This is a genomic window from Streptomyces sp. P9-A4, assembly GCF_036634195.1.
GTDB lineage: Bacteria > Actinomycetota > Actinomycetes > Streptomycetales > Streptomycetaceae > Streptomyces.
In genome coordinates, this window is sequence record NZ_JAZIFY010000001.1 from 4,696,402 (window position 1) to 4,721,918 (window position 25,517).

Here is a 25,517-nt window from a genome sequence, read left to right on the forward strand (position 1 = left end):
GGGCCGGGCGGGGCGACGGAGAAAGGCAGGACGGACGTGGTGCCACGAGGCGCGCTCTACGCGCGTAGGCGCTACAGTGCGGAAATGACGAGCCAGACCCCCACCGTCCCCACCGCGGACCAGATCCGCCGCGCCCCGAAGGTGCTCCTCCACGACCACCTCGACGGCGGACTGCGCCCCGGCACGATCATCGAACTCGCCCGGGAGCAGGGCTATCGGCAGCTCCCCGAGACGGAGCCCGACAAGCTCGGCATCTGGTTCCGCGAAGCCGCCGACTCCGGCTCCCTGGAGCGGTACCTGGAGACCTTCGCGCACACCTGCGCCGTCATGCAGACCCGTGACGCCCTCTTCCGCGTCGCCGCCGAGTGCGCCGTCGACCTCGCCGAGGACGGCGTCGTCTACGCGGAGGTGCGCTACGCCCCCGAGCAGCACCTGGAGTCCGGCCTCACCCTCGAAGAGGTCGTGGAGGCCGTCAGCGAGGGCTTCCGCGAGGGCGAGCGGCAGGCCAGGGCGAACGGGCACCGCATCAGGGTCGGCGCCCTGCTGACCGCCATGCGGCACGCGGCCCGCTCCCTGGAGATCGCGGAACTCGCCAACCGCTACCGCGACTCCGGCGTCGTCGGCTTCGACATCGCGGGCGCCGAGGCCGGCTACCCGCCCACCCGCCACCTCGACGCCTTCGAGTACCTGAAGCGGGAGAACAACCACTTCACGATCCACGCGGGCGAGGCCTTCGGGCTGCCGTCGATCTGGCAGGCGCTCCAGTGGTGCGGCGCCGACCGCCTCGGGCACGGCGTCCGGATCATCGACGACATCCAGGTCGCCGAGGACGGCACGGTGAGCCTCGGGCGGCTCGCCGCGTACGTCAGGGACAAGCGCATCCCGCTGGAGATGTGCCCGTCCTCCAACCTCCAGACCGGCGCCGCCGCCTCGTTCGCCGAGCACCCCATCGGTCTGCTCCGCAAGCTCCACTTCCGGGCGACGGTCAACACCGACAACCGTCTCATGAGCGGCACGAGCATGAGCCGTGAATTCGAGCTGCTGACCGAGGCATTCGATTACACGCTCGACGACATGCTGTGGTTCACGGTCAATGCGATGAAATCAGCGTTCATTCCTTTCGATGAACGCCTCGCCATGATCAATGAGGTCATCAAGCCCGGATATGCCGAGCTGAAGTCCGAATGGCTGTTCCAGCAGACCGCCACGACCAGCGAGTCCTCCCGCACTGCTGGCTGAAAACCGCCCTGAAACGGGTATTCGAGCGGCCGGGTGGGGGCGACACCCGGCCGCTTTCCGGTGTTTGCGGAGGAGTCGTTCACTGGTTAGGTTGCAGAGCCCTCTGCATTCCACAGGATTTCCCCTCCCGGCTTCTCTGTCCGAAGCCCCCGGATTCCACAAGGAAGATTTTCAGATGAAGCAGTCTGCCGCCAAGAAGCTCGGTGTCGCCGCTCTCGGTGCCGCTTTCGCCGCTGCCGCCGCCGGCACGGCCTCCGCCGCGCCGTCCCTGCCGCTCGACGCCGACGCGCTGGGCACGGTGTCCCAGGCCGTCCCGCTGGGTGACGGCCTCACCGAGCTCCCCGACGGCGCCGCCGGGTCCCTCGGTGCCGGCCAGGGCGCCCTCGGCCAGGGCCTCGACCAGGGTGTGAAGACCCTCCCGGCCGCCGCCGGCCAGGCCACCCAGAACCTCCCGCTCGACGCCGCCGCCGGTGGCCTCGGCGCCACCCCGCTCGGCGGCCTCCTCGGCGGCCTGCCGCTGGGTGCTCTCCCGCTGGGCGGCCTGCCGATCGGCTGACCCCGCCGCACGGCACCGCACGTACGCCGAAGGGGCGCGCACCCGGTCTCCCGGGCACGCGCCCCTTCGGCGTACGACGATGTACGACGCGGACGGCTACCAGGCCGACGACGCGTCCTTCTCGGCCGGCAGAAAGATCCACAGACCCAGGTAGATCAGGAACTGAGGACCGGGCAGCAGGCACGAGACCAGGAAGATCAGGCGCATCGTGTTCGCCGAGATGCCGAAGCGCCGGGCCAGCGCCGCGCACACTCCGCCGATCATGCGTCCGTCACGGGGGCGGGCAAGTGCGGCCATGGTGGGCTCCTTCGGAGTCGTTGTCCGGGAGCCGCTCTTCCGGGCTCCCGATGACTCCATGGTGCCGCCGGACGGGGTCCGGCGGCGTCGGTCTACCGGGCGACCGGGACCCTGGAAATCTTCGGGGTCGCACCCTGAGAACCGTCGTCCCGCAGCAGGGCCGAACCCCGACCCGGCCCGGTACCGGGGGAGGAGACCGGCTGGCCCGCCTCCGACCTGCGGCGCAGCCAGCTCCGCCCGACCGGCACGAGCAGCAGATGCGCGAGCGCCACGCCCATGGTGTTCAGGAGGACCGAGTCCACGTCCACGACCTGGCCCGGCACGGCGGTCTGCAGCAGCTCCACGGCCAGCGACACCAGCGCGCCCGCCGCCGTCGTACGGACCAGGGAGGCCCACCCGGAGACGCGCAGCCGTCCGTCGGCCATCGGGAGCAGTACGCCCAGCGGGGCCAGCAGCAGCAGTCCCTCGGCGATCAGCCGGGCCGCCTCGGGGACGCCGAGCGCCAGATCGGCCCGGAGGCCCGCCAGCGGGATCGTGTTCGGCGGGGTCACCCAGGCCACGTCCCGTGGCCGCAGGCTGACCCAGGCGACGAGCAGCAGATGCGCGACGACCAGGGCGAACCCCGCGACGCGGACGACCACGGCGGCACTGCCGCCCGAACCTTGACGCTGCACGCCCCCCAAGACGCCCCCCGGGGCGGAATCGGTTCCACCGCCCCCGGACCGGCCGCCGCTCAGCCTGTGACGGTCGCCCCGGACCGGCCGCGGCTCAGCCTGTGACGGTCGCCCCGGACCGGCCGCCGCTCAGCCTGTGACGGTCGCCCCGGACCGGCCATGGCCCAGCCCGTAGGGGTCGCCCCGGACCGGCCGTGGCCCAGCCTGTGACGGCCGCCCCCGTACCGCCCGTCGATCAGCCCGTCGCGGTCGCCGCCGGGGCGGTCACGGCCGCCGTCGGCGGGGCCGACTCCGGGCGCTCCCGCAGCTCCGCCGTACAGCGGTAGCGCTTCGGCGGGTACGCCCCCGGGCCGCCGAGCAGCACCGAGTGGCCGCCCGCGCCCGCCGAACTCTCCGCGAAGGAGCAGACGAGCTGCGAGAACGCCATCGGCGCCAGGTCCTCCGGCTGACGGCTCAGCCGCAGCGTGCCCGCCGGGTCGCCCCGGTGACCGCCGCCCACCGTCAGCGGACCCCGCACCGCCGTCGTGAACCCGGCCTGCCGCTCGGCGTCCGAGGGCTCGGCGAGCAGCTGCGCCAGCAGGCCCCGCGCCGTGCGCACCGGGTCGCCGCCCGCCTTCTCCTCCGGCAGCGGCGACCGCCGGTCCACCGCCTCCAGCTGGGAGCCGCAGAGCAGGTACACCCGGACCGGCACGCCCTGGAGCGGCGCCCCCGTCGTGGCCTCGTCGGTCGTCCGGCAGGGGACCCGGGACGGGGCGGCGCCCGCGTCGACCGGGACCGAGGTGGTCCTGATCCCGCAGCCGGTCACCAGCGCGCCCAGCGCGAGGAGCCCGGCCGCCAGGGCCGTACGCCCGTAGGTGCGGCGTCTCACTCTTCCTCCACCTCGCCCTGACTGCTGCGGGTCTGCACCTCGCGTGTGATCCCTGAGGCGTCCAGCGGCAGCCGCAGCACGAACACCGCGCCGTCCACCGTCCCGTCCTCGCCCACCGAGTTGGACGCGGTGATCGAACCGCCGTGGATCAGCGCGTTCTCCATGGCGATCGACAGACCGAGCCCGCTGCCGTCCGACTTCGGCCGGGAGGCGCTCGCCTTGTAGAAGCGGTCGAAGACATGCGGCAGCACCTCCTCGGGGATGCCGGGGCCGTGGTCGCGCACCGCGATGACCAGCTCGTCGTCCTCGGTGCGCACCGACACCCGCACCGGCGAACCGCCGTGCTTCAGCGCGTTCCCGATGAGGTTCGCCAGGATCACGTCGAGTCGGCGCGGGTCGAGCGGTGCCACGATCCCGCGCTCGGCGTCCAGATCGACCGCGTCCAGCCAGGCGCGCGCGTCGATGCACGCGGTGATCTGGTCGGCGATGTCCACCTCGTCGAGGACGAGCCGGGCGGTGCCCGCGTCGAAGCGGGTCACCTCCATCAGGTTCTCCACCAGGACGTTGAGGCGCCGGGTCTCGCTCACCACGAGCGCCACCGCGGGGGCGATCATCGGGTCGAGGGAGTCCTGCTCGTCCTCCAGGACCTCCGTGACGGCCGTCAGGGCGGTCAGCGGGGTGCGCAGCTCGTGCGACATGTCGGCGACGAAACGCCGGGAGGACTCCTCCCGGGCGCTCATGTCCGTGACCTTCTTCTGCAGGGACTCGGCCGCGCTGTTGAACGTACGGGTGAGATCGGCCAGTTCGTCCGCGCCGGTGACCCGGAGGCGGGTGTCGAGCTTGCCCTCGCCGAGCTGCCGGGCCGCGTCGCCGAGCCGGTGCACCGGGCGCAGCACGGTCGTCGCCGCGACCTGCGCGAGCAGCACGGAGCCGGCCACCGCGAGCGCGGTGGCGATCCCGAGTGACCAGGCGAGCGAGTTCAGATCGGCCTTCTCCGCGGCCAGCGACTTGAACATGTATCCGGAGGGTCCGCCGCCGTCGATGCGGGTGCCGCCGACCAGGTACGGGGTCCCGTTCCGCTCCGTACGCTGCCAGAACAGGTGGTACGGGTACGGGTTGGCCTCCGTCACGGGGCGCTCGGTGTCCACCGCGTCCCGCAGCGTGCGCGGCACGTCGGCCAGCGTGAAGTCGTCCGGGTCCGAGGCGCCGACGATCGGCTTGCCCGCGTCCCGCTCGCCCAGCAGCAGCACCTGGTAGTTGGCGCTGCCGCTCGCCATCTGCTCGGCGGTCCGCCGCAGGTCGTCCTGGGTGGGCCGGAGCGGCAGCGTCGCCGCCCGGTTCTGCATCTCCTGCCGGAAGTCGTTGAGCGCCCCGTCCTGGGTGCGGGTGAGCACCGCCTCCCGGTTCAGCCAGTACGCGATGCCGGAGGCGGCGACGGCGGCGGTGAGGGCGACGAGCGCGAAGACGACCACGAGGCGCAGCCGCAGGCTGGAGAGCCGCAGCCGCGTCAGGATTCCCTTGCTCACGCAGGAACGTCCAGCCGGTAGCCGACCCCGCGCACAGTACGGATGAGCGTCGGCGAGGACGGCACGTCCTCCACCTTGGCGCGCAGCCGCTGCACACAGGCGTCGACGAGACGGGAGTCGCCCAGGTAGTCGTGCTCCCACACGAGCCGCAGCAACTGCTGGCGGGAGAGCGCCTGTCCGGGCCGGCGGCTCAGTTCGAGGAGGAGGCGCAGCTCGGTCGGGGTGAGCTGGAGGTCCTCGCCGTTCTTGGTGACCGTCATCGCGGAGCGGTCGATCACCAGCGAGCCGTACGTCGCCGAATCGGTCGACTCCCGCTCGCCGCGCCGCAGTACGGCCCGGATGCGGGCGTCGAGGACGCGGCCCTGGACCGGCTTCACGACGTAGTCGTCGGCGCCGGACTCCAGGCCCACGACCACGTCGATGTCGTCGCTGCGGGCGGTCAGCAGGATGATCGGCAGCTGGTCGGTGCGGCGGATGCGCCGGCAGACCTCGAAGCCGTCGATGCCCGGCAGCATGACGTCGAGAACGACCAGGTCGGGGCGCTGCTCGCGCAGCAGCTGGAGGCCGTCCTCTCCGGTCGCGGCAGTGGCCACCCGGTGGCCCTGCCGTGACAGGGAGAGTTCGAGGGCCGTGCGGATGGCGTCGTCGTCCTCGATCAGCAACAGAAAAGGCACGGACGCATTCTGTCGCATGCGGCCGTCCGAGTTCGACCGTGGGGAGGCGCGCTTCTGTTCCGGGCCCTGTGACACGCCTGTGACAGTCGGCGGACAACGCCATGAAGTCCGCTGGGCAAGCTTCATTGCACACGGACCGAACACACTCCAACCGACGGGGGGCGCGAGATGAACGCACTGCACAGCAGCACCTCAAGCGCAGTAGTCACGCGTCTCCACGACGTCGTACGGAGCACGGAGAAGTCCGGCGGTGTGATCGGACGGGGGTGCGTTCGCAGCGTCGGGCGTCAGCGCAAGGCGCCGTACATGGCGGCCGTTGCTGACGGGGGAGCGGCGTACGGGGAGGTCACGGGGGAGCGCGTCAACTGTTCGGAGGCCGAGTTCACGGCCTACGTCCAGGAGCGTCGTGCCTCCCTGTACGCCACCGCCTACCACCTCACCGGTGACCGGTTCGAGGCCGAGGACCTGCTCCAGAGCGCGCTGTTCTCCACGTACCGCGCCTGGGAGCGGATCAGTGACAAGGCCGCGGTCGGCGGATACCTCCGCCGCACCATGACGAACCTGCACATCAGCGCCTGGCGCCGGCGCAAGCTGAACGAGTACCCGACCGAGGAGCTGCCGGAGACGGTCGGCGAGACGGACGCGATGCGCGGCACGGAGCTGCGCGCGGTGCTGTGGCAGGCCCTCGCCCGGCTGCCCGAGCTCCAGCGGACCATGCTGGTGCTGCGCTACTACGAGGGCCGGACCGATCCGGAGATCGCGGAGATCCTGGACATCAGTGTCGGCACGGTGAAGTCGAGCATCTGGCGGTCGCTGCGGCGGCTGCGCGAGGACGAGGTGCTCAGCTTCGGCCGTGACGAGGAGGAGTCCTTCGGCGAGCTGGTGGCCTGAAGGTCGGGGGGAACGGGGGAAGGACCCAGGGGGCCACGGGGGAACGAGGCCGTCGGGGGAGCACGGGGGAACCGTACGGGGGTACGGGGGAACGGCGCGGGTCGCACAAGCCGGGGGGCTTGTACGACCCGCGTCGCGTTTTCGTGTCCGGGGTCCGGCGTGTGGCGTGTGGCCCGCTCCGTGCGGGTCGGCCGGGTCGGTCAGCCGGCCGCCGGGGTGCGGTGGCGGCCCGCCGCCGCTGCCGCCAGGCGGCCCAGGGCCTCCGGCTTGGCGCAGGGGTGGGCGCCCAGCTCCGTCTGGCGGGCGACGATCGCGCGCTCGGTGCGCATCAGCCGCCAGCCGCGGCGCAGCAGGAACGGCACCGACTTGCGGCCCTCCTTGAGGTCGCGGGCGAGCCGGCGCCGGAAGGTCGTCGACGGGCGGCCGCGCAGGCAGATCGCGTCGGCGAGGACGTCGAGCTCACGGCAGCGGGTCACGATCTCGGCGGCGAAGATGCCCTCGGCCACGAAGAGCGGCGTCCGCTCGATGTCGAGCCGCTCGCGGCCCACCCGGGAGCTGGTGGAGATGTCGTACACCGGGACGTCGGTCCGGCCCGTACGGCACAGCTCGACGATGGCGGAGACGGCGGCGTCCGCGTCCCAGGACCGTGGGGAGTCCCAGTCGATGTCCGGGCTGCCGTCGACGAGTGGCAGCGACGGGTCGTCGGCCTCCTTGTAGAAGTCGTCGAGGCGCAGGACCGGAAGGCCGGTGACGGCGGCGAGGGACGACTTGCCGGAGCCGGAGGGGCCCGCGAGCAGGACGACACGGGTCGGGATCGGTTGGGAACTCACGGGACACCAGTGTGAACCATTCCCCCGTGCAGGGGACCCCCGAGGAAGGCCGTTGGTATCGAGCATCACACCTCAACTACTGTCGGTGTCCGCCCGGTCACCCCTCGGAAGGATCATCATGGCGCGTCACGCAGAACCCCGTACCTCCCGCCGCAGTGCCCTGCTCAAGGCGGGCCTGACCGTCACGGCGGCGGGTGCGGCGATGCTCGGCGCGGGTGCGGCGGCCCAGGCCGCGGCTCCGCTGCCGCTGCCCGTCGACTCGCTGACCCGCACGGACGTCGGCGCGGCCGGCGGGGGCGCGCTGTCCGGTGTCGGTCAGGGCCTCGGCCCGCTGACCCGGCTCCAGCTCGACCCGCTGGCCAACACGGGCGTCGACCCCCTGGACAACGGTCTGGGCACCCAGGTCGCCGACTTCAAGCCGGTCGGCACCGCCCTGGTGACCGACCACCTCACGAAGGGCGGGGCAGTGGCCGACCTGCCGGTGGCGGGGCCGCTGACCCAGGGGCTGCTTCCGTAACGGGGTCCGCCGGTGCGGGGGCCCCTTCTGTGGTCCCGTCCGCCGCGGTCCGCAGCGGCACCTCCCGTACGAGCCAGGCCACGGCGAAGGCCAGCGCGGCGAGCAGGGCCGTGCCGAGCAGGACCCCGTGCACCCCGTTCGTCACCGCCGCCCGCAGGCCCTCCCGTACCGGCTCCGGCAGGCGCTGGGCCTGCGCCGGGGTCAGATGCGTGTCGGTCCCCGCGAGGCGCGCGGTGAAGACCGCGCCGAGGACGGCCACGCCGAGCGAGCCGCCGAGTGTCCGGACGAGGGTGACGGTACCGCTGGCCGCGCCCATGTCGCGCGGCTCGGCGGCGTACATCGTGACGAGCAGGGTCGCCTGCGTCAGGAAGCCCATGCCCGCGCCGAGGACCGTGGTGAGCGCGGAGGCGACGGCCGTCGGGGTGTCCGGGCCGAGCAGCAGCAGGGCGAGTGCGCCCGCCGTCATCAGGGCGCCGCCGAGGATCGGGAAGATCCGGTAGCGCCCGGTCCTGGCGATGATCCGGCCCGAGGCCAGCTGCGCGGCGACCATGGCGAGCATCAGGGGGAGCAGCAGCAGTCCGCTCGCCGTGGAGGACTGCCCGCGGACGAACTGCAGGTACTGCGGCAGGTAGTTCATCGCGGCGACCATGCCCGCGCCGACCAGGAAGCTCAGGATCTGCGCGAGGGTGAAGTCGCGGCGGAAGAGGCGGGGCGGGATCACGGGTTCCTCGGCGCGCCGCTCGACCCGGACGAACCAGGCGAGGGCCGCCACCGCGAGGGCTCCCAGGGCCAGGATCCGCGGTGAGGTCCAGGCGTGGGCGGTGCCGGCCCACCCGGCGAGCAGGGTGAGCGCCAGGACCCCGGTGGTGAGCAGCACGGCTCCCGCCCAGTCGACGCGCGCGTGGACGCGGGCGGTCCGGACGCGCAGGGCGAGCGAGACGATCAGCAGGGCGGCGAGGCCGACCGGCAGGTTGACGTAGAAGGCCCAGCGCCAGTTCAGATGGTCGGTGAGGACGCCGCCGAGGAGCGGGCCGCCGGCGAAGGCGACCGGCAGCATCGTCCCGGTGATCGCCTGCACCCGGGCGCTGTCCTTCGGGGCCACCAGGGTGCCGATGAGCGCGAAGGCGCCGACCATCAGGCCGCCGGCGCCGACGCCCTGGAGGGCGCGGAAGGCGATGAGCTGGCCCATGCTCTGGGCGAGGCCGGAGAGCACCGAGCCGGCGAGGAAGACGGCGACGGCGGACAGGTAGCCGCCCTTGCGGCCGTAGAGGTCGCCGGCCTTGCCCCAGAGCGGGGTGGTGACGGCGGCGGTGAGCAGATAGGCGGTGACGACCCAGGAGAGCCGGTCGAGGCCGCCGAGTTCACCAGCGATGGTGGGCAGGGCCGTGCCGACGACGGTGCCGTCGAGGGTGGCGAGGACGATGCCGAGCATGAGGCCGGTGACGCCCAGGTAGGGGAGGCGCGTGTCCTGAGGTGGCGTCATGGCTCAGGCCGCGTAGGGCCTGTCGGCGCGGGCGCCGCGGAGTGCCTCGGCCCACCAGGTGAGCCGGTCGAGCATGGCCTTGGCGGCGGCGTCGGCCGTCGGGTCGACGGCCCGGCCCTCCGCGTCGAACTGCCCCCAGACGCCCTGGAGTCCGACCGCCTCCCGGATGGTGACGGCGTGCAGCTCGGCGAAGACGCCGCGCAGGTGCTCGACGGCGCGCAGGCCGGCGGAGAAGCCGCCGTAGGCGACGAAGCCGACGGGCTTGGCGTGCCATTCGCGGTTGTGCCAGTCGATCGCGTTCTTCAGGGGTGCCGGGTAGCTGTGGTTGTACTCGGGTGTCACCACGACGAACGCGTCGGCGGCGGCCAGGCGCGGTGACACGGCGGCGAGCAGGGCGCGGTCCTCGGCGCGCTCCGGGGCCTGGCCGAGCTGGGGGAAGACGGTCGGCAGCGGGGTCTCGGCGAGGTCGATCAGGTCGGTGGTGAACTCCGGCCGGGTGGCGGCGTGGGTGAGCAGCCAGTTAGCGACGGTGGGGCCGAGGCGGCCGTCGCGGGTCGAGCCCTGGATCACGGCGAGGCGCAGCGGTGTGGGCATGGTTCCCCCTGGAAACAGTGATGTGTACGGCGTATACCGAGCGGTGTACAACGTACACGTCAGTGTGTACAGCGTCCACAGGGCATACGCTGTACGCGAGAGAGGGAGGCCGCAGTGGCGAAGAGGGACGAGAAGGAAGAGACGGACGGCGTCTCGCTGTGGGAGCGCCTGGAGCGGCCCGCGGCGGCACCGCGGGCGTCCCTCACCCCCGGCAGGATCGCCGACGCCGCGATCGGCATCGCGGACCGCGAGGGCTTCGCCGCCGTGACCATGCGGAAGGTCGCCGCCGAACTGGGCGTCGCACCCATGGCCGCCTACCGGCACGTCGACGGCAAGGACGAGCTGTGGGCGCTCATGATCGACCGCGTGTCCGGCGAGCTGGAGCCCGCGGACGAGGTGTCCGGCTGGCGCGAGACGCTCCGCGCCCACGCGCTGCGCACCCGCGACACGATGCTGCGCCACCCCTGGCTGTCCCACATGCCGGCGCCGCTCTTCGCGCTCACCCCGAACCGGATGGCGGCGGCCGAACGCCAGCTGGCCGCCCTCGACGGCCTCGGCCTCGACGTCGACACGATGATGGCCGCGTTCCGGGCGGTCAACGCCTATGTGCACGGCGCCACGCAGTCGGAGGCGGCGCTGCGTCAGTACATGGCGGAACAGGGCTGGCAGAGCGGCGACGAGTCGCGGCGGGGGCTCGCCCCGCAGATGGCGTACCTGATGGAGACCGGGCGCTACCCGACCTACCGGCGCTACACACAGGGCGCGGCGCGCAAGGACGACGCGGAATGGCAGTTCGTGACGGGGCTCGACTGCGTGCTCGACGGCGTCGCCGGGCTGGTGGAGCGGGGCACCCCCGGACGGGCATGAGAGACGGCCCCGGGCAGGCATGAGGAACGGCATCGGACGGGCATGAGGAACGGCCCCGGGCGGGCATGAGGAACGGCCCCCGGGATCACCCGGGGGCCGTCTCTCACAGTGCTAGGCGGTGTCTTCAAATGATCGCTGCTGGTGGATCATGGTTGCGTGATACGTCGTCATGAGCTGTCTGATGCCGAGTGGGAGTTCGTCCGGCCGTTGCTTCCCGTGTCGTTGCGGGGGCGGAAGCGGCTGGACGATCGCAGGGTGTTGAACGGGATCGTGTGGAAGTTCCGGACCGGGACGGCCTGGCGGGACGTGCCCGAGTGTTACGGGCCGTGGGCCACGCTCCACACGCGTTTTCGCAGGTGGGCGGCGGACGGGACGTTCGACCGGATGCTGCGGGCCGCGCAGGCGAAGGCGGACGCGGCGGGCGACATCGAGTGGCTGGTGTCGGTGGACTCCACGGTCGTCCGCGCCCATCAGCACGCGGCCGGGGCCCGAAAAGGGGGCTCCGCGACCCGGCCCTCGGCCGGTCCAGGGGTGGCCTGACCAGCAAGATTCATCTGGCCTGCGACGGGCGGGGCCGTCCGCTCGGCTTCGTCGTGACGGGCGGCAACACCAACGACTGCACCCGGTTCACCGCGGTGATGGAGGCGATCCGGGTGCCCCGGATCGGTCCGGGACGGCCCCGGGTCCGGCCCGATCACGTCTTGGGAGACAAGGGCTACAGCTCGAAGGCGATCCGTGCCTGGCTCCGCCGTCGGGGCATCCCGCACACGATTCCCGAGCGGGCCGACCAGGTCCGCAACCGGGCCCGGCGAGGCAGCCGCGGAGGGCGCCCGCCGGCCTTCGACCGCGAGGCATACAAGCATCGCAACGTCGTGGAACGGTGCTTCAACCGCCTGAAGCAGTGGCGGGGCATCGCCACCCGATACGACAAGACCGCCCAGTCCTACGAAGCCGCCGTCGCCCTCGCCTCACTCCTGATGTGGGCGTGACATTTGACGACAGACCCTAGTACGAAGAGCCGCCCGCGCCCAGGCTGCCCGTGGGGTGCCAGACCGTCTTCGTCTCCAGGAACGCCGTCATGCGGTCCGTGCCCGGGGACTCCGCGAAGTCCTCGGTGCGCGGGCGCAGGACGCGCTTCAGATTGTCCGCCGCCGCGATCTCCAGGTCGCGCGCGAGGTCGCCCTCGGTCGCGCCCGTCAGGTCGATCGCGTTGACGTCCTGGTGGGCCGCCAGGTGCGGGGCCATCTCGGCGGCCTTGCCGGACAGGATGTTGACCACACCGCCGGGGAGGTCGGAGGTGGCCAGGACCTCGCCGAGCGAGAGCGCCGGAAGCGGGGACTTCTCGCTCGCGATGACGACGGCCGTGTTGCCCGTCGCGATCACCGGGGCGATCACCGAGATCAGGCCCAGGAAGGACGAGTCCTGCGGGGCCACGACCGTGACGACACCGGTCGGCTCGGGGGTCGACAGGTTGAAGTACGGGCCCGCGACCGGGTTGGCGCCGCCCACGACCTGGGCGATCTTGTCCGTCCAGCCCGCGTACCAGACCCAGCGGTCGATCGCCGCGTCGACGACGACGGCCGCCTTCGACTTCGACAGGCCCTCCGCCTCCGCGACCTCGCGGACGAACTGGTCCCGGCGGCCCTCCAGCATCTCGGCCACGCGGTAGAGGACCTGGCCGCGGTTGTACGCGGTCGCGCCCGCCCAGCCGCCGAAGGCCTTGCGGGCGGCGACGACCGCGTCACGGGCGTCCTTGCGGGAGGAGAGCGGCGCGTTCGCCAGCCAGTTGCCCTTGGAGTCGCTCACCTCGTACACCCGGCCGCTCTCGGAGCGGGGGAACTTGCCCCCGACGTACAGCTTGTAGGTCTTGAAGACGCTCAGACGCTGCTCGGACTTCTCAGACATCGAGGTAGGCCTCCAGACCGTGACGGCCGCCCTCGCGGCCGAAGCCCGACTCCTTGTATCCGCCGAACGGCGAGGTCGGGTCGAACTTGTTGAACGTGTTGGCCCAGACGACACCCGCGCGGAGCTTGCCCGCGACCGCGAGGATGCGGGAGCCCTTCTCCGACCAGATGCCGGCCGACAGGCCGTACTGGCTGTTGTTGGCCTTCGCGACGGCCTCGTCGGGCGTACGGAAGGTCAGCACCGACAGGACCGGGCCGAAGATCTCGTCGCGGGCCACCGTGTGCGCCTGCGTGACGTTCGTGAAGAGCGTCGGGGCGAACCAGTAACCGGCCGACGGGATCTCGCACGCGGCGGTCCAGCGCTCGGCGCCCTCCGCCTCGCCCTGCTCCACGAGGGAGGTGATCCGGGCCAGCTGCTCCGAGGAGTTGATGGCGCCGATGTCGGTGTTCTTGTCCAGCGGGTCGCCGAGCCGCAGGGTGCTCAGCCGGCGCTTGAGCGAGTCGAGCAGCTCGTCCTGGATCGACTCCTGGACCAGCAGCCGGGAGCCCGCGCAGCAGACCTGGCCCTGGTTGAAGAAGATGCCGTTGACGATGCCCTCGACGGCCTGGTCGATGGGGGCGTCGTCGAAGACGATGTTCGCGCCCTTGCCGCCCAGCTCCAGGGTGACCTTCTTGTCGGTGCCGGCGATCGAGCGCGCGATGGCCTTGCCGACGGCGGTCGAACCGGTGAAGGCGACCTTGTTCACGTCCGGGTGCGCGACCAGCGCGGCGCCCGTCTCCCCGTACCCGGGAAGGATGTTGACGACGCCCTTCGGCAGTCCCGCCTGGCGGCAGATGTCCGCGAAGAACAGGGCGGTCAGCGGGGTCGTCTCGGCCGGCTTCAGGACGACCGTGTTGCCGGTCGCGAGCGCCGGGGCGATCTTCCACGCCAGCATCAGCAGCGGGAAGTTCCACGGGATGACCTGGCCGGCCACGCCCAGCGGCCTCGGGTTCGCCCCGTAGCCGGCGTGGTCGAGCTTGTCGGCCCAGCCCGCGTAGTAGAAGAAGTGCGCGGCGACCAGCGGGAGGTCCGCGTCGCGCGTCTCCCTGATCGGCTTGCCGTTGTCCAGGGTCTCCAGGACGGCCAGCTCGCGGCTGCGCTCCTGGATGATCCGGGCGATGCGGAAGAGGTACTTGGCGCGCTCGGAGCCGGGCAGCGCCGACCACTTCTCGAAGGCCTTCCGGGCCGCCCTGACGGCGCGGTCGACGTCCTCGGCGCCCGCCTGGGCGATCTCGGACAGGACCTCCTCGGTGGCCGGGGAGACGGTCTTGAAGACCTTGCCGTCGGCGGCCTCGACGAACTCGCCGTCGATGAACAGGCCGTAGTTCGGCGCGATGTCGACGACGGACCGGGACTCGGGCGCCGGTGCGTACTCGAATGCAGATGCCATGTTGATCAGTCCACCGTCACGTAATCGGGGCCGGAGTAACGGCCGGTCGCCAGCTTCTGGCGCTGCATCAGCAGGTCGTTGAGCAGGCTGGAAGCACCGAAGCGGAACCAGTGGTTGTCCAGCCAGTCCTCGCCCACGGTCTCGTTGACGAGCACCAGGAACTTGATGGCTTCCTTGGTGTTCCGGATGCCGCCGGCCGGCTTCACACCGATCTGGACGCCGGTCTGGGCGCGGAAGTCGCGCACGGCCTCCAGCATCAGGAGCGTGTTGGCCGGGGTGGCGTTGACCGCGACCTTGCCGGTCGAGGTCTTGATGAAGTCCGCGCCGGCCATCATGCCGAGCCAGGAGGCGCGCCGGATGTTGTCGTACGTGGACAGCTCGCCGGTCTCGAAGATCACCTTGAGGCGGGCGCGGTCACCGCACTCCGCCTTGATCGCGGCGATCTGCTCGAAGACCTGGAGGTAGTGGCCGGCGAGGAAGGCGCCCCGGTCGATGACCATGTCGATCTCGTCGGCGCCCGCGGCGATGGCGTCGGCCGTGTCGGCGAGCTTCACCGGGAGGGCGGCGCGGCCGGCCGGGAAGGCGGTGGCGACGGAGGCGACCTTGACGCCGGAGCCCGCGACGGCGGCCTTGGCGGTGGCCACCATGTCGGGGTAGACGCAGACGGCGGCGGTCGTCGGGGTCGTACGGTCGGTCGGATCGGGACGGACGGCCTTGGCGGCGAGTGCCCGGACCTTGCCCGGGGTGTCCGCGCCTTCGAGCGTCGTCAGGTCGATCATGGAAATGGCCAGGTCGATGGCGTACGCCTTGGACGTGGTCTTGATCGAGCGGGTGCCGAGGGACGCGGCGCGCGCCTCCAGGCCGACGGCGTCGACGCCGGGCAGCCCGTGGAGGAAGCGGCGCAGCGCACTGTCGGACGCGGTCACGTCGGCGAATGCGGATGTGGGGGCACCACCCGCGCCGGAGGCCGTGGGGGAGGATGCAGTGGTGGGCATGGTCACCAGTCGAGCATATCTACGCGCGTAGCGACCTGTACAGGGCCGTCCCTTCGTAGAGCCCGAGGTCACACGGGGTCCGGCGGTGTGGTGACCCCTGTCACAGGGCCGTGACATGGAGCGGACACGTCCTGGATGCAAGATCAATAGATTTCTTTCTGCAGCCGGCCAGACCTCACCGGACAAGAGACGGACCGAGAAAAAGCGGCATGCGACTCTCCCATCCACCTGCCTGAATTCCAGGAGTCGTTATGCGCACCGCCCTTCGCACCGCCACCGCCGTCGCCCTCCTCGCGGGCGTCGCGATCACCACCCCGGCGCTCACCGCCGGAGCCGCCTTCGCGGCCGACGGCCCGGCCGCCATCGCCACCGCCGGTGCGAATCCGTCCGCCCAGCAGTCCGCGGCGCCGACCACCGGGGCCTCCGCCCAGCCGTCCGCCCAGCCGTCCGGTCGGCCCTCGGCGGCGCCGACCGCGAAGGCCTCGGTCAAGCCCTCCGCGCAGCCGACGGAGAAGGCACCGGCCTCCACGGCGCCCCGGGTCGGCTCGGCGAAGATGCTCGGGCCCTGCACCACCGAGTGGGTCCTCCCGTCGGTGTTCGGTGAGGGCTGGACGGTGACCCTCGTCAACGACCTGAAGAAGGGCCCGTCGGCCGTCCTCCGGGACCCCGAGGGCAAGATCCAGGGCAGCGTCGACCGGGCCCACCCGTTCGACAGCCGCGTCGGTCTCAAGATCACCGGTGCCGACACCCGGAACCCGGGCTTCGGCCAGCGCACCCAGGGGGGCGACACGCCCTTCCGCTGGAACTCCTTCATGCGGATCCCCGCCAACTGCTACGCCACCCCGCAGCCCGAGCTCTCCGGCCCGGTCAAGACGGGTGACTGCACCGTCCGGGAGGTCATCACCGCGGCCTTCGGCGCGCGCTGGCGGATCGTCCTCACCAACGACCTGAGGAAGGGCCCGAAGGCGGTCATGTTCGACCCCAACGGTGTGGTCATGGAGACCGCCGACCGCACCGACCCCGGCCTGGGTGCCTTCGGCCTCCGGATCAAGGGCGCGAACACCCCCACCCCGGTCCTCGGCCAGCGCGTCCAGGACAGTGTGGCGCCGCGGCAGTACTGGCGCGCCTTCCCGAAGCTCCCCACGGGCTGCGGCACGAACGACGCCACCACGGTCCCCGCGGGCAACGGCAACACCACCGTCAACACCGGTCAGACCTCGGTCATCCCGCGGGGCGGCGTCGCGGCCGGTGCCGAGTTCGCTCCCGCCGACGACTCCACCGCCCTGATCGCCGCCGGTGCGGGCGCCGCCGCGGTCACCGCCGCCGGGCTCGGCTTCGTCGCCCTGCGCCGTCGGGCCGCCGCCCGCGTCTGATCCGTACCGCACGCTCCGCCCCTTGACCCGAGCGGGAGCGCACCCCACCCCGAGGCCGGTCGCCGCACCCACGCGGCGGCCGGCCGCACCCCGTACATCCCGTAGGCCGCGTACACCTCCCGTACCTTCCGCGCCTCCCCTCCGTCCGGAGCCCGCCCGTGAACCGTCGCCGTCACCCCTCCCGTACCGCCGCCGCCCCCGCCCTCCTCCTCGCCGCCCTCGTCGCGCTCACCGGCTGTTCCGCCGGGGCCGTGCCCGAGACTCCGCCCGCGCGGATCTCGCAGGCCGGCGGCACGCCCACGCCCGCACCCGCGAAGACCGCCGGGCCCGTGAAGCCGCTCGCGCGTTCGCTGCCCGTCCGGGTCCGGGTGCCCGCCGCCGGCGTCGACACCGGGCCGGTGCTCGAACTGGGGCTCGCCGCCGACGGGACCGTGGAGGTGCCCTCGGTCGCGGACGCCGACCGCATCGGCTGGTACGGCAAGGGCGTCACGCCCGGCGAGACGGGTCCCGCCGTCCTCATCGGGCACTTCGACACCGCCCGCGGCCCGGCGGTCCTGAAGAACGTCTCCCGGGTGCGCGTCGGCGACGAGATCACCGTGTCCCGCGCGGACGGCACCACCGCGGTCTTCCGCGTCAGGGCACTGGAGCAGGTCGACAAGGACGACTTCCCGACCGCCAAGGTGTACGGCGACACCCGGGGGCCCGAGCTGCGGCTCGTCACCTGCGGCGGGGAGCTGACCGACGGCCACCGCCCCGACAACATCATTCTGTACGCGGACCTCGTGGCCGCGCGGGCCGCCTGAGCCCCCGCCGCCCCCCTGAGGCACAATCGGCGGCATGACGACCCCCGAGCCGACCCCCGAGCCCAGCCGCGAGCCGGGTCGCGAGTCGATCCCCGAGCAGCCGTCCGTCGAGTTCGCCGATCGGGTCTTCCGGTCGCCCCTCGGGATCGCGAGCGGGGTGTTCCTGCTGCTTCTCGCGGCGCTCTTCGCCGGTGACGCGATGGTCAGGGGCGAGGGCCGGTCGCCCTGGATCGCGCTCGCGGGTCTCCTGCTCGCCGTACCGCTGATCGTGGCGTTCACGATCCGGCCGGCCGTGTACGCCAACGACCACCGGCTCCGGGTCCGCAACCCGTTCCGGTCGATCACCCTGCCCTGGGCGGCCGTCGCGGACATCAGGGCCGGCTACTCCAGCGAGGTCTTCACGCAGGAGGGCGCCAAGTACCAGCTGTGGGCGGTCCCCGTCTCGCTGCGCCAGCGCAAGAAGGCGGCCCGCCGGGCCGCCCGTGCCTCCCAGGACGATCCGCACGGCCGTACGTCCACCGCCGCCGACGTACGGGACAGCGCCTCCCGGACGGCGCCCACCGACCAGACCGTCGCCGATCTGCGCGAGCTGGCCTCGCTGCACGCCGGGAACCCGGGGGCGCGGGGCGAGGTGCGGGTGCGCTGGGCGTACGAGATCGTCGGTCCCGCGGTGGCCGGACTGCTGCTCCTGATCATCCTGATCGCGACAGGCTGACCGGTTCTCGACGGTGTCCGCCGGGGGCCGGTGTCCTAGGGGCAACGGCCCGGTGAAGCGTGCCATCGCGCAATTGGTTTAGCACCCAACAGTCACCCCCGTCTCAATAGATTGCGCTTGCCGAGACTGTGGGGGTGGGGGCGATGACCAAGGGCACCGGTGTGTCCGGAACGCGCTGTCTGGTCGACATGGGGGCCGACGGGCGCTACGGGTGGCGACTCGTCGCCCAGAACGGAAGGGTCGTCGCGCGGTCGGGGGGCTGCTACGACGACCACGCCGGGTGCCGGGCGGCCTTCGCCGCGCTGTGCGCCGGGCACACGGCCCTGGCCGGCGGGGTACAGCACACCGCGGGCGGCAACGGCTGGGTATGGCTGCTGCGCGACGCGGAAGGGCGTACCGCCGCCCTCTCCGGACGCTCCTACGAGCGCCATTCCACCTGCCGTACCGCCTATGCGCGGTTCCGAGCGCTGATCGCCGAAGAAGGCCCCGGATGGGCCTCAACAGCCTTACGGTGAACGGAAGTTGCCCCGCGCACGCCCCTCGTTCACATCGAGTGGCGCGCATGTCCACCGGGCGGGACTTACGTCCTTCCCGTGACGACCGAGACCCTTGACCCGCCGCCCGGCCCGCCGCCCGGGGGACCGCCGACCGGCACCCCGCCGTCCGGCGGCCCGGCGGACCCGCCGACCGACACGCCGAGACGGCTGCACGCCGACCCCGGCCTCCCCGACCGGGTCTTCCGCGCCGTCGCCCGCACCGGCGGCGGCCTCGTCCTCGCGGTCATGCTCCTCGTCGGCGGCTTCCTGCTGCACCGCGCCTGGCAGGCCCTCGACCGCGCCGGCCTCGCCTTCCTCAGCACCGAGACCTGGGAACCGGACGGCGGACGCTTCGGGATCGCGGCCGTCCTCCTCGGCACCGTCCTCATCGCGCTCGTCGCGATCGTCGTGGCCGTCCCGCTCGCCACCGGGGCCGCGCTCTACATCTCCGAGTACGCGCCGCCCCGGCTGCGCCGCACCCTCGTCTCCACCGTCGACCTGATGGCCGCCGTGCCCTCCGTCGTCTACGGCCTGTGGGGCGTCTTCTGGCTGGAGGAGTCGATCCTCCCGATCGCCCGCTGGATCGCCACCTACCTCGGCTGGATCCCGTTCCTGCGGGTCGACGGCGCCGACCCGGACGACCCGCTGGCCCCGCCCACCGTCTACACCTCGTCCACCTTCGTCGCCGGCCTCGTCGTCGCCATGATGGTCGCGCCGATCATCTGCTCGATCATGCGCGAGGTCTTCTCCCAGGCCCCCGCCGGCGAACGCGAGGGCGCCTACGCGCTCGGCGCCACCCGCTGGGGCATGATCCGCAGCGTCGTCCTGCCCTTCGGCAAGGGCGGCATGATCGGCGGCACCATGCTCGGCCTCGGCCGCGCCCTCGGCGAGACCATCGCCGTCTACATGGTCATCTCGCAGGTCTTCACCGTCCAGTGGCACGTCCTGCAGACCGGCACCAGCTCGGTGTCCTCCCTCATCGCCCTGCGCTACGGCGAGGCCACGCCCTTCGGGATGTCCGCCCTGATGGCGGCCGGCTTCGCGCTCTTCGTCATGACCCTGATCGTCAACTTCGCCGCCTCGTCCATCGTCGCCCGCAGCCGCTCCGGCGCCACCAGCGACGCGTAACAGGGGAAACCACATGACCATCGCCCCGGAGCGGCCGCGGCTGCGCCCGCCCGCCGAGAAGTCCCCGCCGCCCGGACCCGAACACCGCCGGACCACCGGCAGCCTGCGCGCCTCCGACGTGTACGCCGTGCTCGGCGCCGCCGCCGCCTCGCTCGCCCTCACCTGGCTGGTCTTCGCCCGCCTGCTGCCCTTCAGCGGCACCGTCGGCTTCGCCCTCGTCGCGTACGTCCTCTTCCTCGGGCTCTACGCGCTGCTCGTCTCCTTCGACGAGGACGGGCCCGCCGTACGCGACCGGATCGCGGGCGTCGTCGTCCGCACCTTCGGTCTCGTGCTCCTCACCGTCCTCGTCTTCGTCGTCGCCTTCACCCTCTGGGAGGGCCGCGAGGCCCTGGTCCACCTCAACTTCTTCACCCAGGACATGAGCCTTGCGGGCCCCCTCGAACCGCTCGACGTCGGCGGCATCCTGCACGCCGTCGTCGGCACCCTCGAACAGGTCGGCATCGCCCTCGCGCTCACCGTGCCCACCGGCATCGTCTGCGCGGTCTTCCTCACCGAGGTGCCGGGTGCCTTCGCCCGCCTCGTCCGCACCGTCGTCGAGGCCATGACGGCGCTGCCCTCGATCGTCGCGGGCCTCTTCGTCTACGCGACCGTCATCCTCGGCCTCGGCATGGAGCGCTCCGGCCTCGCCGCCTCCCTGGCCCTCTCCGTGATGATGCTGCCGATCATCATCCGCGCCGCCGACGTCGTCATCCGGCTGGTCCCCGGCACGCTGCGGGAGGCCTCGTACGCCATGGGGTCCTCGCGCTGGCGCACCGTCTGGCACGTGGTGCTGCCCACCGCCCGCTCGGGGCTCACCACGGCCGTGATCCTCGGTACCGCGCGCGGGGTGGGGGAGACCTCGCCCGTGCTGCTCACCGCCGGTTTCACCGCCGAGCTGAACGCCCTGCCGACCTCCGGCGCCCAGGTCTCCCTGCCGCTCGCCACCTTCGAGCTCGTCAAGTCGCCCGAACCGAACATGATCGCCCGCGGCTTCGGCACCGCCGCCGTCCTCATGCTGCTCGTCCTGCTCCTCTTCGTCCTCGCCCGGATCGCGGGCGGGCGAGGCCCCGGACAGCTGACGAAGCGCCAGGAGCGGCGCCGGGCCGAGGCGTCCCGTCGCGACGCCGCCCGCGCGGAACGATCCGCACCCGTATCGCCGAGGAGTACGCCGTGAGAGCCGTGTCCGCCACCCGCACCCTGCTGGGCCTCGCCGCCGTCCTGTGCGCGCTGCTCGCCCTGCTCGTCCAGCCGCCCGCCGCACAGGCCGCCGGCTACACCAAGATCACCGGGTCCGGCTCCACCTGGAGCTCCAACGCCGTCGAGCAGTGGCGCCGCAACATCGGCGCCAACACCGGACTGACCGTCAACTTCAACGCCAACGGCTCCTCCCAGGGCCGCGAGCAGTTCAAGAACGGCACCGTCGACTTCGCCGTCTCCGAGATCCCGTACGGCCTCAAGGACGGCAACGCCACCGATGTGCCGCCCCGCCGCGGCTACGCGTACATGCCGATCGTCGCCGGTGGCACCGCCTTCATGTACAACCTGCGGATCAGCGGCCGCCAGGTCACCAACCTGCGCCTCTCCGGACCCGTCCTCGCGAGGATCTTCACCGGCCGGCTGACCATGTGGAACGCGCCCGAGATCAAGGCCGACAACCCCGGCCTCACCCTCCCCGCGCGCCGCATCGTCCCCGTGGTGCGCTCCGACGGCTCGGGCACCACCGCCCAGTTCACCACCTGGCTCGCCAAGGAGCAGGGCGCCGTCTGGAACGACTACTGCCGGCGGGCCGGCCGTGACACGCCCTGCGGCATGACCTCGTACTTCCCGGTGGTGCCCGGCACCACCACCGTCGCCAAGTCCGGCTCCCTCGGCGTCTCCGCCCACGTCCGCCAGCCGCAGGGCGAGGGGGCCATCACCTACGTCGAGTACTCGTACGCGATCAACGCCCACTTCCCGGTCGCCAAGATCCTCAACTCCGCCGGGTACTACGTCGAACCGACCGCCTCCAGCGTCGCCGTCGCCCTGCTCAGGGCCCGGATCAACGACGACAAGAACTCGACCGACTACCTCACCCAGATCCTCGACGGCGTCTACCGCACCAACGACCGCCGCGGCTACCCGCTCTCCAGCTACAGCTACATGGTCGTCCCCACCACCGAGACGGCCCCGCACACCCGCGACAAGGGCCGCTCGATCGGCACCTTCGCCCGCTACTTCCTCTGCGAGGGCCAGCAGCAGGCCGAGGAGCTCGGCTACTCGCCGCTGCCGAAGAACCTCGTCCAGGCGGGCTTCGAGCAGGTGCGCCGGATACCCGGGGCGCCCACCGGCGCCGTCGACCTGTCCGGCTGCCGCAACCCCACCTTCTCGGCGGACGGCACCAACACCCTCGCCAGGAACGCACCCATGCCGAAGGCCTGCGACAAGCGCGGCGCGACCCAGTGCGGGGACGGGACGGGTGGCGCACGCGGCTCGAACACCCCGGTGAACAACGGTGGTTCGGCCGCCGGTGGCGGCTCCACGGGCGGCAGCGGGAACGCGAACGGCTCCACGGCCGGCGGCACCCAGGGCTCCGGCGCCAACGACGGCTCCACCACCGGCGGTTCCGGCGGCGGCACCGGCTCCGCCACCAACTCCGGTACCGGCAACGGCGGTTCCAGCGGTGGCGGTACGGCCGCCGGGGCCGGCTCGGCCTCCGGCGGCGGCACCGGCGGCGGAGCCGTCGACCCCGACACCGGCGAGGTCCTCGCCGGGGACGCGGGCGGCGGCAACGGCGCCACCGGCGGAGGGGACTCCGGCACCGGCATCGTCGGCACCCCGGTCACCCTCGCCGCCGAGACCGGCGGCGGCCTGCGCGGGGTCCTCATGGCCCTCTCCGTGATCCTGCTCCTCGCCACCGTCGTCGGCCCGCCGCTCGTCGGGCGCGCCCTCACCGCCCGCGCCCGGCGCCAGGGAGGCACCCGATGAAGCCCGCAGCCCGAAGGCGGGGCGCCGGCATCGGCGCCCTGCTCGCCGCCGTCGTCCTCGCCCTGCTGCCGCTGCCCTCGGGGCCCGCGGCGGCGGCTGCCGGGCCCGACGGCTCGGCGCTGACGAAACGCGGCACCAAGGGCCCGTACGACGACTTCTCCGGCCTTGAGGTCACCGTCCACCAGACCAGGAACCTGCGGGCCCAGGGCCTCAAGGTGACCTGGAAGGGCGGGAAGCCGACCCAGGGCTACAACACCGACTACCTCCAGATCATGCAGTGCTGGGGCGACGACCCGGCCGGACCGAAGCGGGAGCAGTGCCAGTTCGGCGCCGGGAGCAAGGGCTCCGACTTCGGCGCCTTCGTCGGCAGCCGCCTCCTCCCGGTCGGCTCCGACCCGCTGGAGAAGCAGTACGCCGCGGAGATCCCCAGCCCGGAGTACCCCGGGCAGACCACCGATCCGTTCGTGCCCTTCACCCCCGTCTCCGGCCCGCCGACGACCAAGCCCACCGACTGGACCTACTTCAGCTCCGGCGACACCAACGAGGAGTTCTTCGCCGCCACCCAGCCCGACGGCACCGGCGAGGCGGCCGTGAGCCTCCAGACCACCCGGGAGGCCCCGCACCTCGGCTGCGGCGACCCCGTCGGCACGGGCGCGGACGTCCGGGGCCGCGGCTGCTGGCTCGTCGTCGTGCCCCGCGGCTCCCACGACCCGAACGGCACCCCCGGCACCAACGGACGCCCGGTCACCTCCGCCCTCTCCACCACCAACTGGAACCAGCGGATCGTCTTCCCGCTCGACTTCCTTCCGGTCCGCGAGGCCTGCCCCGCCGACAAGGAGGAGCGCCGCATGACCGGCTCCGAGCTGGTCACCGACGCCCTCACCTCCTGGCAGTCCGCGCTCTGCGCCGAGGGCACCACCCGCTTCACCTTCACCCAGCGCGGCGAGGACCTGGCCCGGGGCAACCTGCTCAGTCCGACCGCCACCTCGCCGGGCCTCGCCTTCACGGTCCAGCCGGTGGAGGGCGGCGAGAAGGCGGGCTTCGTCCACGCGCCCGTCGCCGTCAACGGGCTCGCCGTCGGCCTGTACTGGGAGGCGGACAGCATCGGCCTCGTCAGGGACCTGAAACTGAACCCCCGGCTCCTGGCGAAACTGCTCACCGCCTCCTACCCGTACGACGTCCGGCTGCTCAGCAACACCGCGCCCGTCCCCGACCACCTCAAGGGCAACCCGGAGTCCGTCCTCCGCGACCAGGAATTCCTGGAACTGAATCCGGAGTTCACCCGGTTCCCGCAGGCCCCCCAGAATTACCCCGGCGGAATCATGGTCGCCGCCGACCGCTCCGACAGCGCCCGGGTCATCTGGGACTATCTGCGCGCCGACCGGGATGCGCGCGCCTTCCTGGCCGGAAATCCGGACCCCTGGGGAACGAAGATCAACCCCTACTTCAAGAATCTCGGGCTCGCCACGGCGGGCTCCGACGAATTCATGAAGGCGGACCCCACGGAAACGGAACTCGTGCTGCCGCCGAAGGCCATCAAGTACGGCCAGGTCGACCGCTCGCCGTACGCCCTCGACATGCACGACGCCGCACGCTGGGTCCGGCGGGGCACCAACGGGGCCAAGGACCAGGTGGCCACCGACACCGTGACCAACGAGCTGAAGCTCGTCAGCAGCGACATCCGCCCCGGCGGCCGGCGCGCCTACGGCATCGTCGACGCCGCCACGGCCGCCCGCTACCAGCTCCAGATCGCCGCCCTGCCGAACGCCGACGGCAACTTCGTCCGGCCCAGCACCCCGTCCCTGCTCGAAGCGGTCGGGCAGCTCAAGGACTCGGCCGTCCCCGGCGTCCTCGCCCCCGACCCGACCCGGGCCAGGAAGGGCGCCTACCCGCTGACGGTCGTCACCTACGCGGCGGCCTCCACCGCCCTCCCGGCGGACGCCCGCCGGGACTACGCGCGCGTGCTGCGGTACGCGGCGGGACCCGGACAGAAGCAGGGCACCGCCCCCGGTGAGCTGCCCCTGGGCTACGCCCCGCTGCCCGCGAAGCTGAAGGCGCAGACCGTGGCCGCGGCCGGCCGGCTGGAGCGCGGCACGCCGTCGGGTCCCGGCACCACCGGGGGGACGGACTCCGGTTCCGGCTCGTCGACGGGCACCGGCTCCGCCACGGGCGGTTCCGGGGACTCCGGCGGTACGGGGACGGGCGGCGCCACGGGCGGCGGCTCCGGCGGTACGGCCGGCGGGGGCGCGGCGGGCTCCTCCGGCGGGACCGGCGCGGCCGGCGGCTCCGGCACCACGGGCGCGAGCGGCGCGTCCGGCGGCGCGGGCGGCTCCGGCGGCTCCACCGCCGAGCGGCTCGCCGACACCGGCAGCACCCCCTCCCAGGTCCTCGGCGTCGTCCGCTGGGTCCTCCTCGCGGTCCTCGTCGCCGGCGGCCTCGCGGGCCTCGCGGGACCCGTCGTCCTGGGAATCGCCGGGCGTCGCCGGATTCCCTCGGATTCACCTAGGACAGGAATTCGTAACCTGAAGAGCGGCTGAAAGTGGTGGTCGCCGCCTTCGCCGTACGGAATTGTTGTTCCCGGCCGGTCGACGGACCGGCCGGATAAAGAAATCCG

At 72.5% G+C, this 25,517-nt stretch carries 24 protein-coding genes and 1 pseudogene; 14 read left to right on the plus strand and 11 right to left on the minus strand.

What is annotated here, in order from left to right; translation table 11 throughout:
* The first annotated feature begins 84 nt into the window (after nucleotides 1–84).
* Together V4Y03_RS21300 and V4Y03_RS21305 are read left to right on the plus strand one after the other, a co-directional pair.
* Entirely contained in the window at nucleotides 85–1,239 is a 1,155-nt protein-coding gene (locus V4Y03_RS21300; RefSeq protein WP_317878704.1) for an adenosine deaminase, read from the plus strand.
* A gap of 175 nt (nucleotides 1,240–1,414) precedes the next feature.
* Nucleotides 1,415–1,795: a hypothetical protein gene (locus V4Y03_RS21305; protein WP_317878703.1), complete on the plus strand. Its 381-nt coding sequence runs from the start codon at nucleotides 1,415–1,417 to the stop codon at nucleotides 1,793–1,795.
* A gap of 96 nt (nucleotides 1,796–1,891) precedes the next feature.
* Here V4Y03_RS21305 and V4Y03_RS21310 read toward each other — a convergent pair whose 3' ends face one another.
* The 5 genes from V4Y03_RS21310 to afsQ1 form a co-directional block, all read right to left on the minus strand.
* Nucleotides 1,892–2,092, minus strand: coding sequence for a PspC domain-containing protein (locus tag V4Y03_RS21310; protein ID WP_317878702.1), 201 nt, complete (start codon nucleotides 2,090–2,092; stop codon nucleotides 1,892–1,894).
* A gap of 92 nt (nucleotides 2,093–2,184) precedes the next feature.
* Nucleotides 2,185–2,766, minus strand: a complete 582-nt coding sequence (locus V4Y03_RS21315; protein ID WP_332435921.1) for a VanZ family protein — start codon at nucleotides 2,764–2,766, stop codon at nucleotides 2,185–2,187.
* 235 nt (nucleotides 2,767–3,001) lie between these two features.
* Complete coding sequence (locus tag V4Y03_RS21320; protein WP_332435922.1) at nucleotides 3,002–3,634, minus strand: hypothetical protein; 633 nt, start codon at nucleotides 3,632–3,634, stop codon at nucleotides 3,002–3,004.
* The gene (locus tag V4Y03_RS21325) at nucleotides 3,631–5,160 is read right to left on the minus strand and encodes a HAMP domain-containing sensor histidine kinase (RefSeq protein ID WP_332435923.1); all 1,530 of its coding nucleotides are present in this window, start codon (nucleotides 5,158–5,160) and stop codon (nucleotides 3,631–3,633) included. The genes V4Y03_RS21320 and V4Y03_RS21325 overlap by 4 nt, the downstream gene beginning before the upstream one ends.
* The gene (gene afsQ1 / locus V4Y03_RS21330) at nucleotides 5,157–5,834 is read right to left on the minus strand and encodes a two-component system response regulator AfsQ1 (protein ID WP_017239746.1); all 678 of its coding nucleotides are present in this window, start codon (nucleotides 5,832–5,834) and stop codon (nucleotides 5,157–5,159) included. Before afsQ1 ends, V4Y03_RS21325 begins: the two co-directional genes overlap by 4 nt.
* Before the next feature lie 168 nt (nucleotides 5,835–6,002).
* Here afsQ1 and V4Y03_RS21335 point away from each other — a divergent pair, with 168 nt between their 5' ends.
* The gene (locus tag V4Y03_RS21335; protein WP_317878613.1) at nucleotides 6,003–6,725 is read left to right on the plus strand and encodes a SigE family RNA polymerase sigma factor; all 723 of its coding nucleotides are present in this window, start codon (nucleotides 6,003–6,005) and stop codon (nucleotides 6,723–6,725) included.
* Nucleotides 6,726–6,925: 200 nt separating this feature from the next.
* Here the strand turns inward: V4Y03_RS21335 and V4Y03_RS21340 are convergent, their stop codons facing one another.
* Complete coding sequence (locus V4Y03_RS21340; RefSeq protein ID WP_332435924.1) at nucleotides 6,926–7,621, minus strand: uridine kinase family protein; 696 nt, start codon at nucleotides 7,619–7,621, stop codon at nucleotides 6,926–6,928.
* A 52-nt stretch (nucleotides 7,622–7,673) separates the two neighbouring features.
* Between V4Y03_RS21340 and V4Y03_RS21345 the strand changes: the two genes are divergently transcribed.
* Complete coding sequence (locus V4Y03_RS21345) at nucleotides 7,674–8,072, plus strand: hypothetical protein (RefSeq protein ID WP_317875128.1); 399 nt, start codon at nucleotides 7,674–7,676, stop codon at nucleotides 8,070–8,072.
* Here the strand turns inward: V4Y03_RS21345 and V4Y03_RS21350 are convergent.
* Together V4Y03_RS21350 and V4Y03_RS21355 are read right to left on the minus strand one after the other, a co-directional pair.
* Nucleotides 8,005–9,555: an MDR family MFS transporter gene (locus V4Y03_RS21350; RefSeq protein WP_332435925.1), complete on the minus strand. Its 1,551-nt coding sequence runs from the start codon at nucleotides 9,553–9,555 to the stop codon at nucleotides 8,005–8,007. The two genes, V4Y03_RS21345 and V4Y03_RS21350, sit on opposite strands and share 68 nt — an antisense overlap.
* Nucleotides 9,556–9,558: 3 nt before the next feature.
* Nucleotides 9,559–10,149, minus strand: a complete 591-nt coding sequence (locus V4Y03_RS21355; RefSeq protein ID WP_332435926.1) for an NADPH-dependent FMN reductase — start codon at nucleotides 10,147–10,149, stop codon at nucleotides 9,559–9,561.
* Nucleotides 10,150–10,263: 114 nt separating this feature from the next.
* Between V4Y03_RS21355 and V4Y03_RS21360 the strand changes: the two genes are divergently transcribed.
* Both V4Y03_RS21360 and V4Y03_RS21365 read left to right on the plus strand, forming a co-directional pair.
* Nucleotides 10,264–11,016, plus strand: coding sequence for a TetR/AcrR family transcriptional regulator (locus V4Y03_RS21360; RefSeq protein WP_332435927.1), 753 nt, complete (start codon nucleotides 10,264–10,266; stop codon nucleotides 11,014–11,016).
* Between the two features lie 216 nt (nucleotides 11,017–11,232).
* A pseudogene (locus V4Y03_RS21365) lies at nucleotides 11,233–12,005 on the plus strand (IS5 family transposase).
* Nucleotides 12,006–12,021: 16 nt separating this feature from the next.
* On the opposite strand, the gene V4Y03_RS21370 reads toward V4Y03_RS21365, so the two are convergent.
* Genes V4Y03_RS21370 through deoC form a run of 3 tightly spaced genes read right to left on the minus strand, consistent with a single transcriptional unit; the run spans nucleotide 12,022 to nucleotide 15,345 of the window.
* Complete coding sequence (locus V4Y03_RS21370; protein WP_317875132.1) at nucleotides 12,022–12,921, minus strand: aldehyde dehydrogenase family protein; 900 nt, start codon at nucleotides 12,919–12,921, stop codon at nucleotides 12,022–12,024.
* The gene (locus tag V4Y03_RS21375; RefSeq protein ID WP_332435928.1) at nucleotides 12,914–14,350 is read right to left on the minus strand and encodes an aldehyde dehydrogenase family protein; all 1,437 of its coding nucleotides are present in this window, start codon (nucleotides 14,348–14,350) and stop codon (nucleotides 12,914–12,916) included. The genes V4Y03_RS21370 and V4Y03_RS21375 overlap by 8 nt, the downstream gene beginning before the upstream one ends.
* Before the next feature lie 5 nt (nucleotides 14,351–14,355).
* A complete protein-coding gene (deoC, locus tag V4Y03_RS21380; RefSeq protein ID WP_332435929.1) occupies nucleotides 14,356–15,345 on the minus strand; it encodes a deoxyribose-phosphate aldolase in 990 nt (329 codons plus the stop codon).
* 251 nt (nucleotides 15,346–15,596) lie between these two features.
* Here deoC and V4Y03_RS21385 point away from each other — a divergent pair, with 251 nt between their 5' ends.
* The 8 genes from V4Y03_RS21385 to V4Y03_RS21420 all read left to right on the plus strand — a co-directional run bounded on the left by V4Y03_RS21385 (nucleotide 15,597) and on the right by V4Y03_RS21420 (nucleotide 25,440).
* Nucleotides 15,597–16,718 (plus strand): hypothetical protein, encoded by a 1,122-nt coding sequence (locus tag V4Y03_RS21385; protein ID WP_332435930.1) that lies wholly within the window; start codon nucleotides 15,597–15,599, stop codon nucleotides 16,716–16,718.
* Nucleotides 16,719–16,876: 158 nt separating this feature from the next.
* Entirely contained in the window at nucleotides 16,877–17,521 is a 645-nt protein-coding gene (locus V4Y03_RS21390) for a class F sortase (protein WP_332435931.1), read from the plus strand.
* Nucleotides 17,522–17,555: 34 nt separating this feature from the next.
* Nucleotides 17,556–18,236 (plus strand): PH domain-containing protein, encoded by a 681-nt coding sequence (locus V4Y03_RS21395; RefSeq protein WP_332435932.1) that lies wholly within the window; start codon nucleotides 17,556–17,558, stop codon nucleotides 18,234–18,236.
* Nucleotides 18,237–18,379: 143 nt separating this feature from the next.
* Entirely contained in the window at nucleotides 18,380–18,751 is a 372-nt protein-coding gene (locus tag V4Y03_RS21400; RefSeq protein ID WP_332435933.1) for a DUF1508 domain-containing protein, read from the plus strand.
* A 78-nt stretch (nucleotides 18,752–18,829) separates the two neighbouring features.
* Entirely contained in the window at nucleotides 18,830–19,900 is a 1,071-nt protein-coding gene (gene pstC / locus V4Y03_RS21405) for a phosphate ABC transporter permease subunit PstC (protein WP_332435934.1), read from the plus strand.
* A gap of 13 nt (nucleotides 19,901–19,913) precedes the next feature.
* The gene (gene pstA / locus V4Y03_RS21410) at nucleotides 19,914–21,113 is read left to right on the plus strand and encodes a phosphate ABC transporter permease PstA (RefSeq protein WP_332435935.1); all 1,200 of its coding nucleotides are present in this window, start codon (nucleotides 19,914–19,916) and stop codon (nucleotides 21,111–21,113) included.
* Entirely contained in the window at nucleotides 21,110–22,903 is a 1,794-nt protein-coding gene (gene pstS / locus V4Y03_RS21415; RefSeq protein WP_332435936.1) for a phosphate ABC transporter substrate-binding protein PstS, read from the plus strand. Before pstA ends, pstS begins: the two co-directional genes overlap by 4 nt.
* Nucleotides 22,900–25,440: a hypothetical protein gene (locus V4Y03_RS21420; protein ID WP_332435937.1), complete on the plus strand. Its 2,541-nt coding sequence runs from the start codon at nucleotides 22,900–22,902 to the stop codon at nucleotides 25,438–25,440. Before pstS ends, V4Y03_RS21420 begins: the two co-directional genes overlap by 4 nt.
* Nucleotides 25,441–25,517 lie beyond the last annotated feature (77 nt).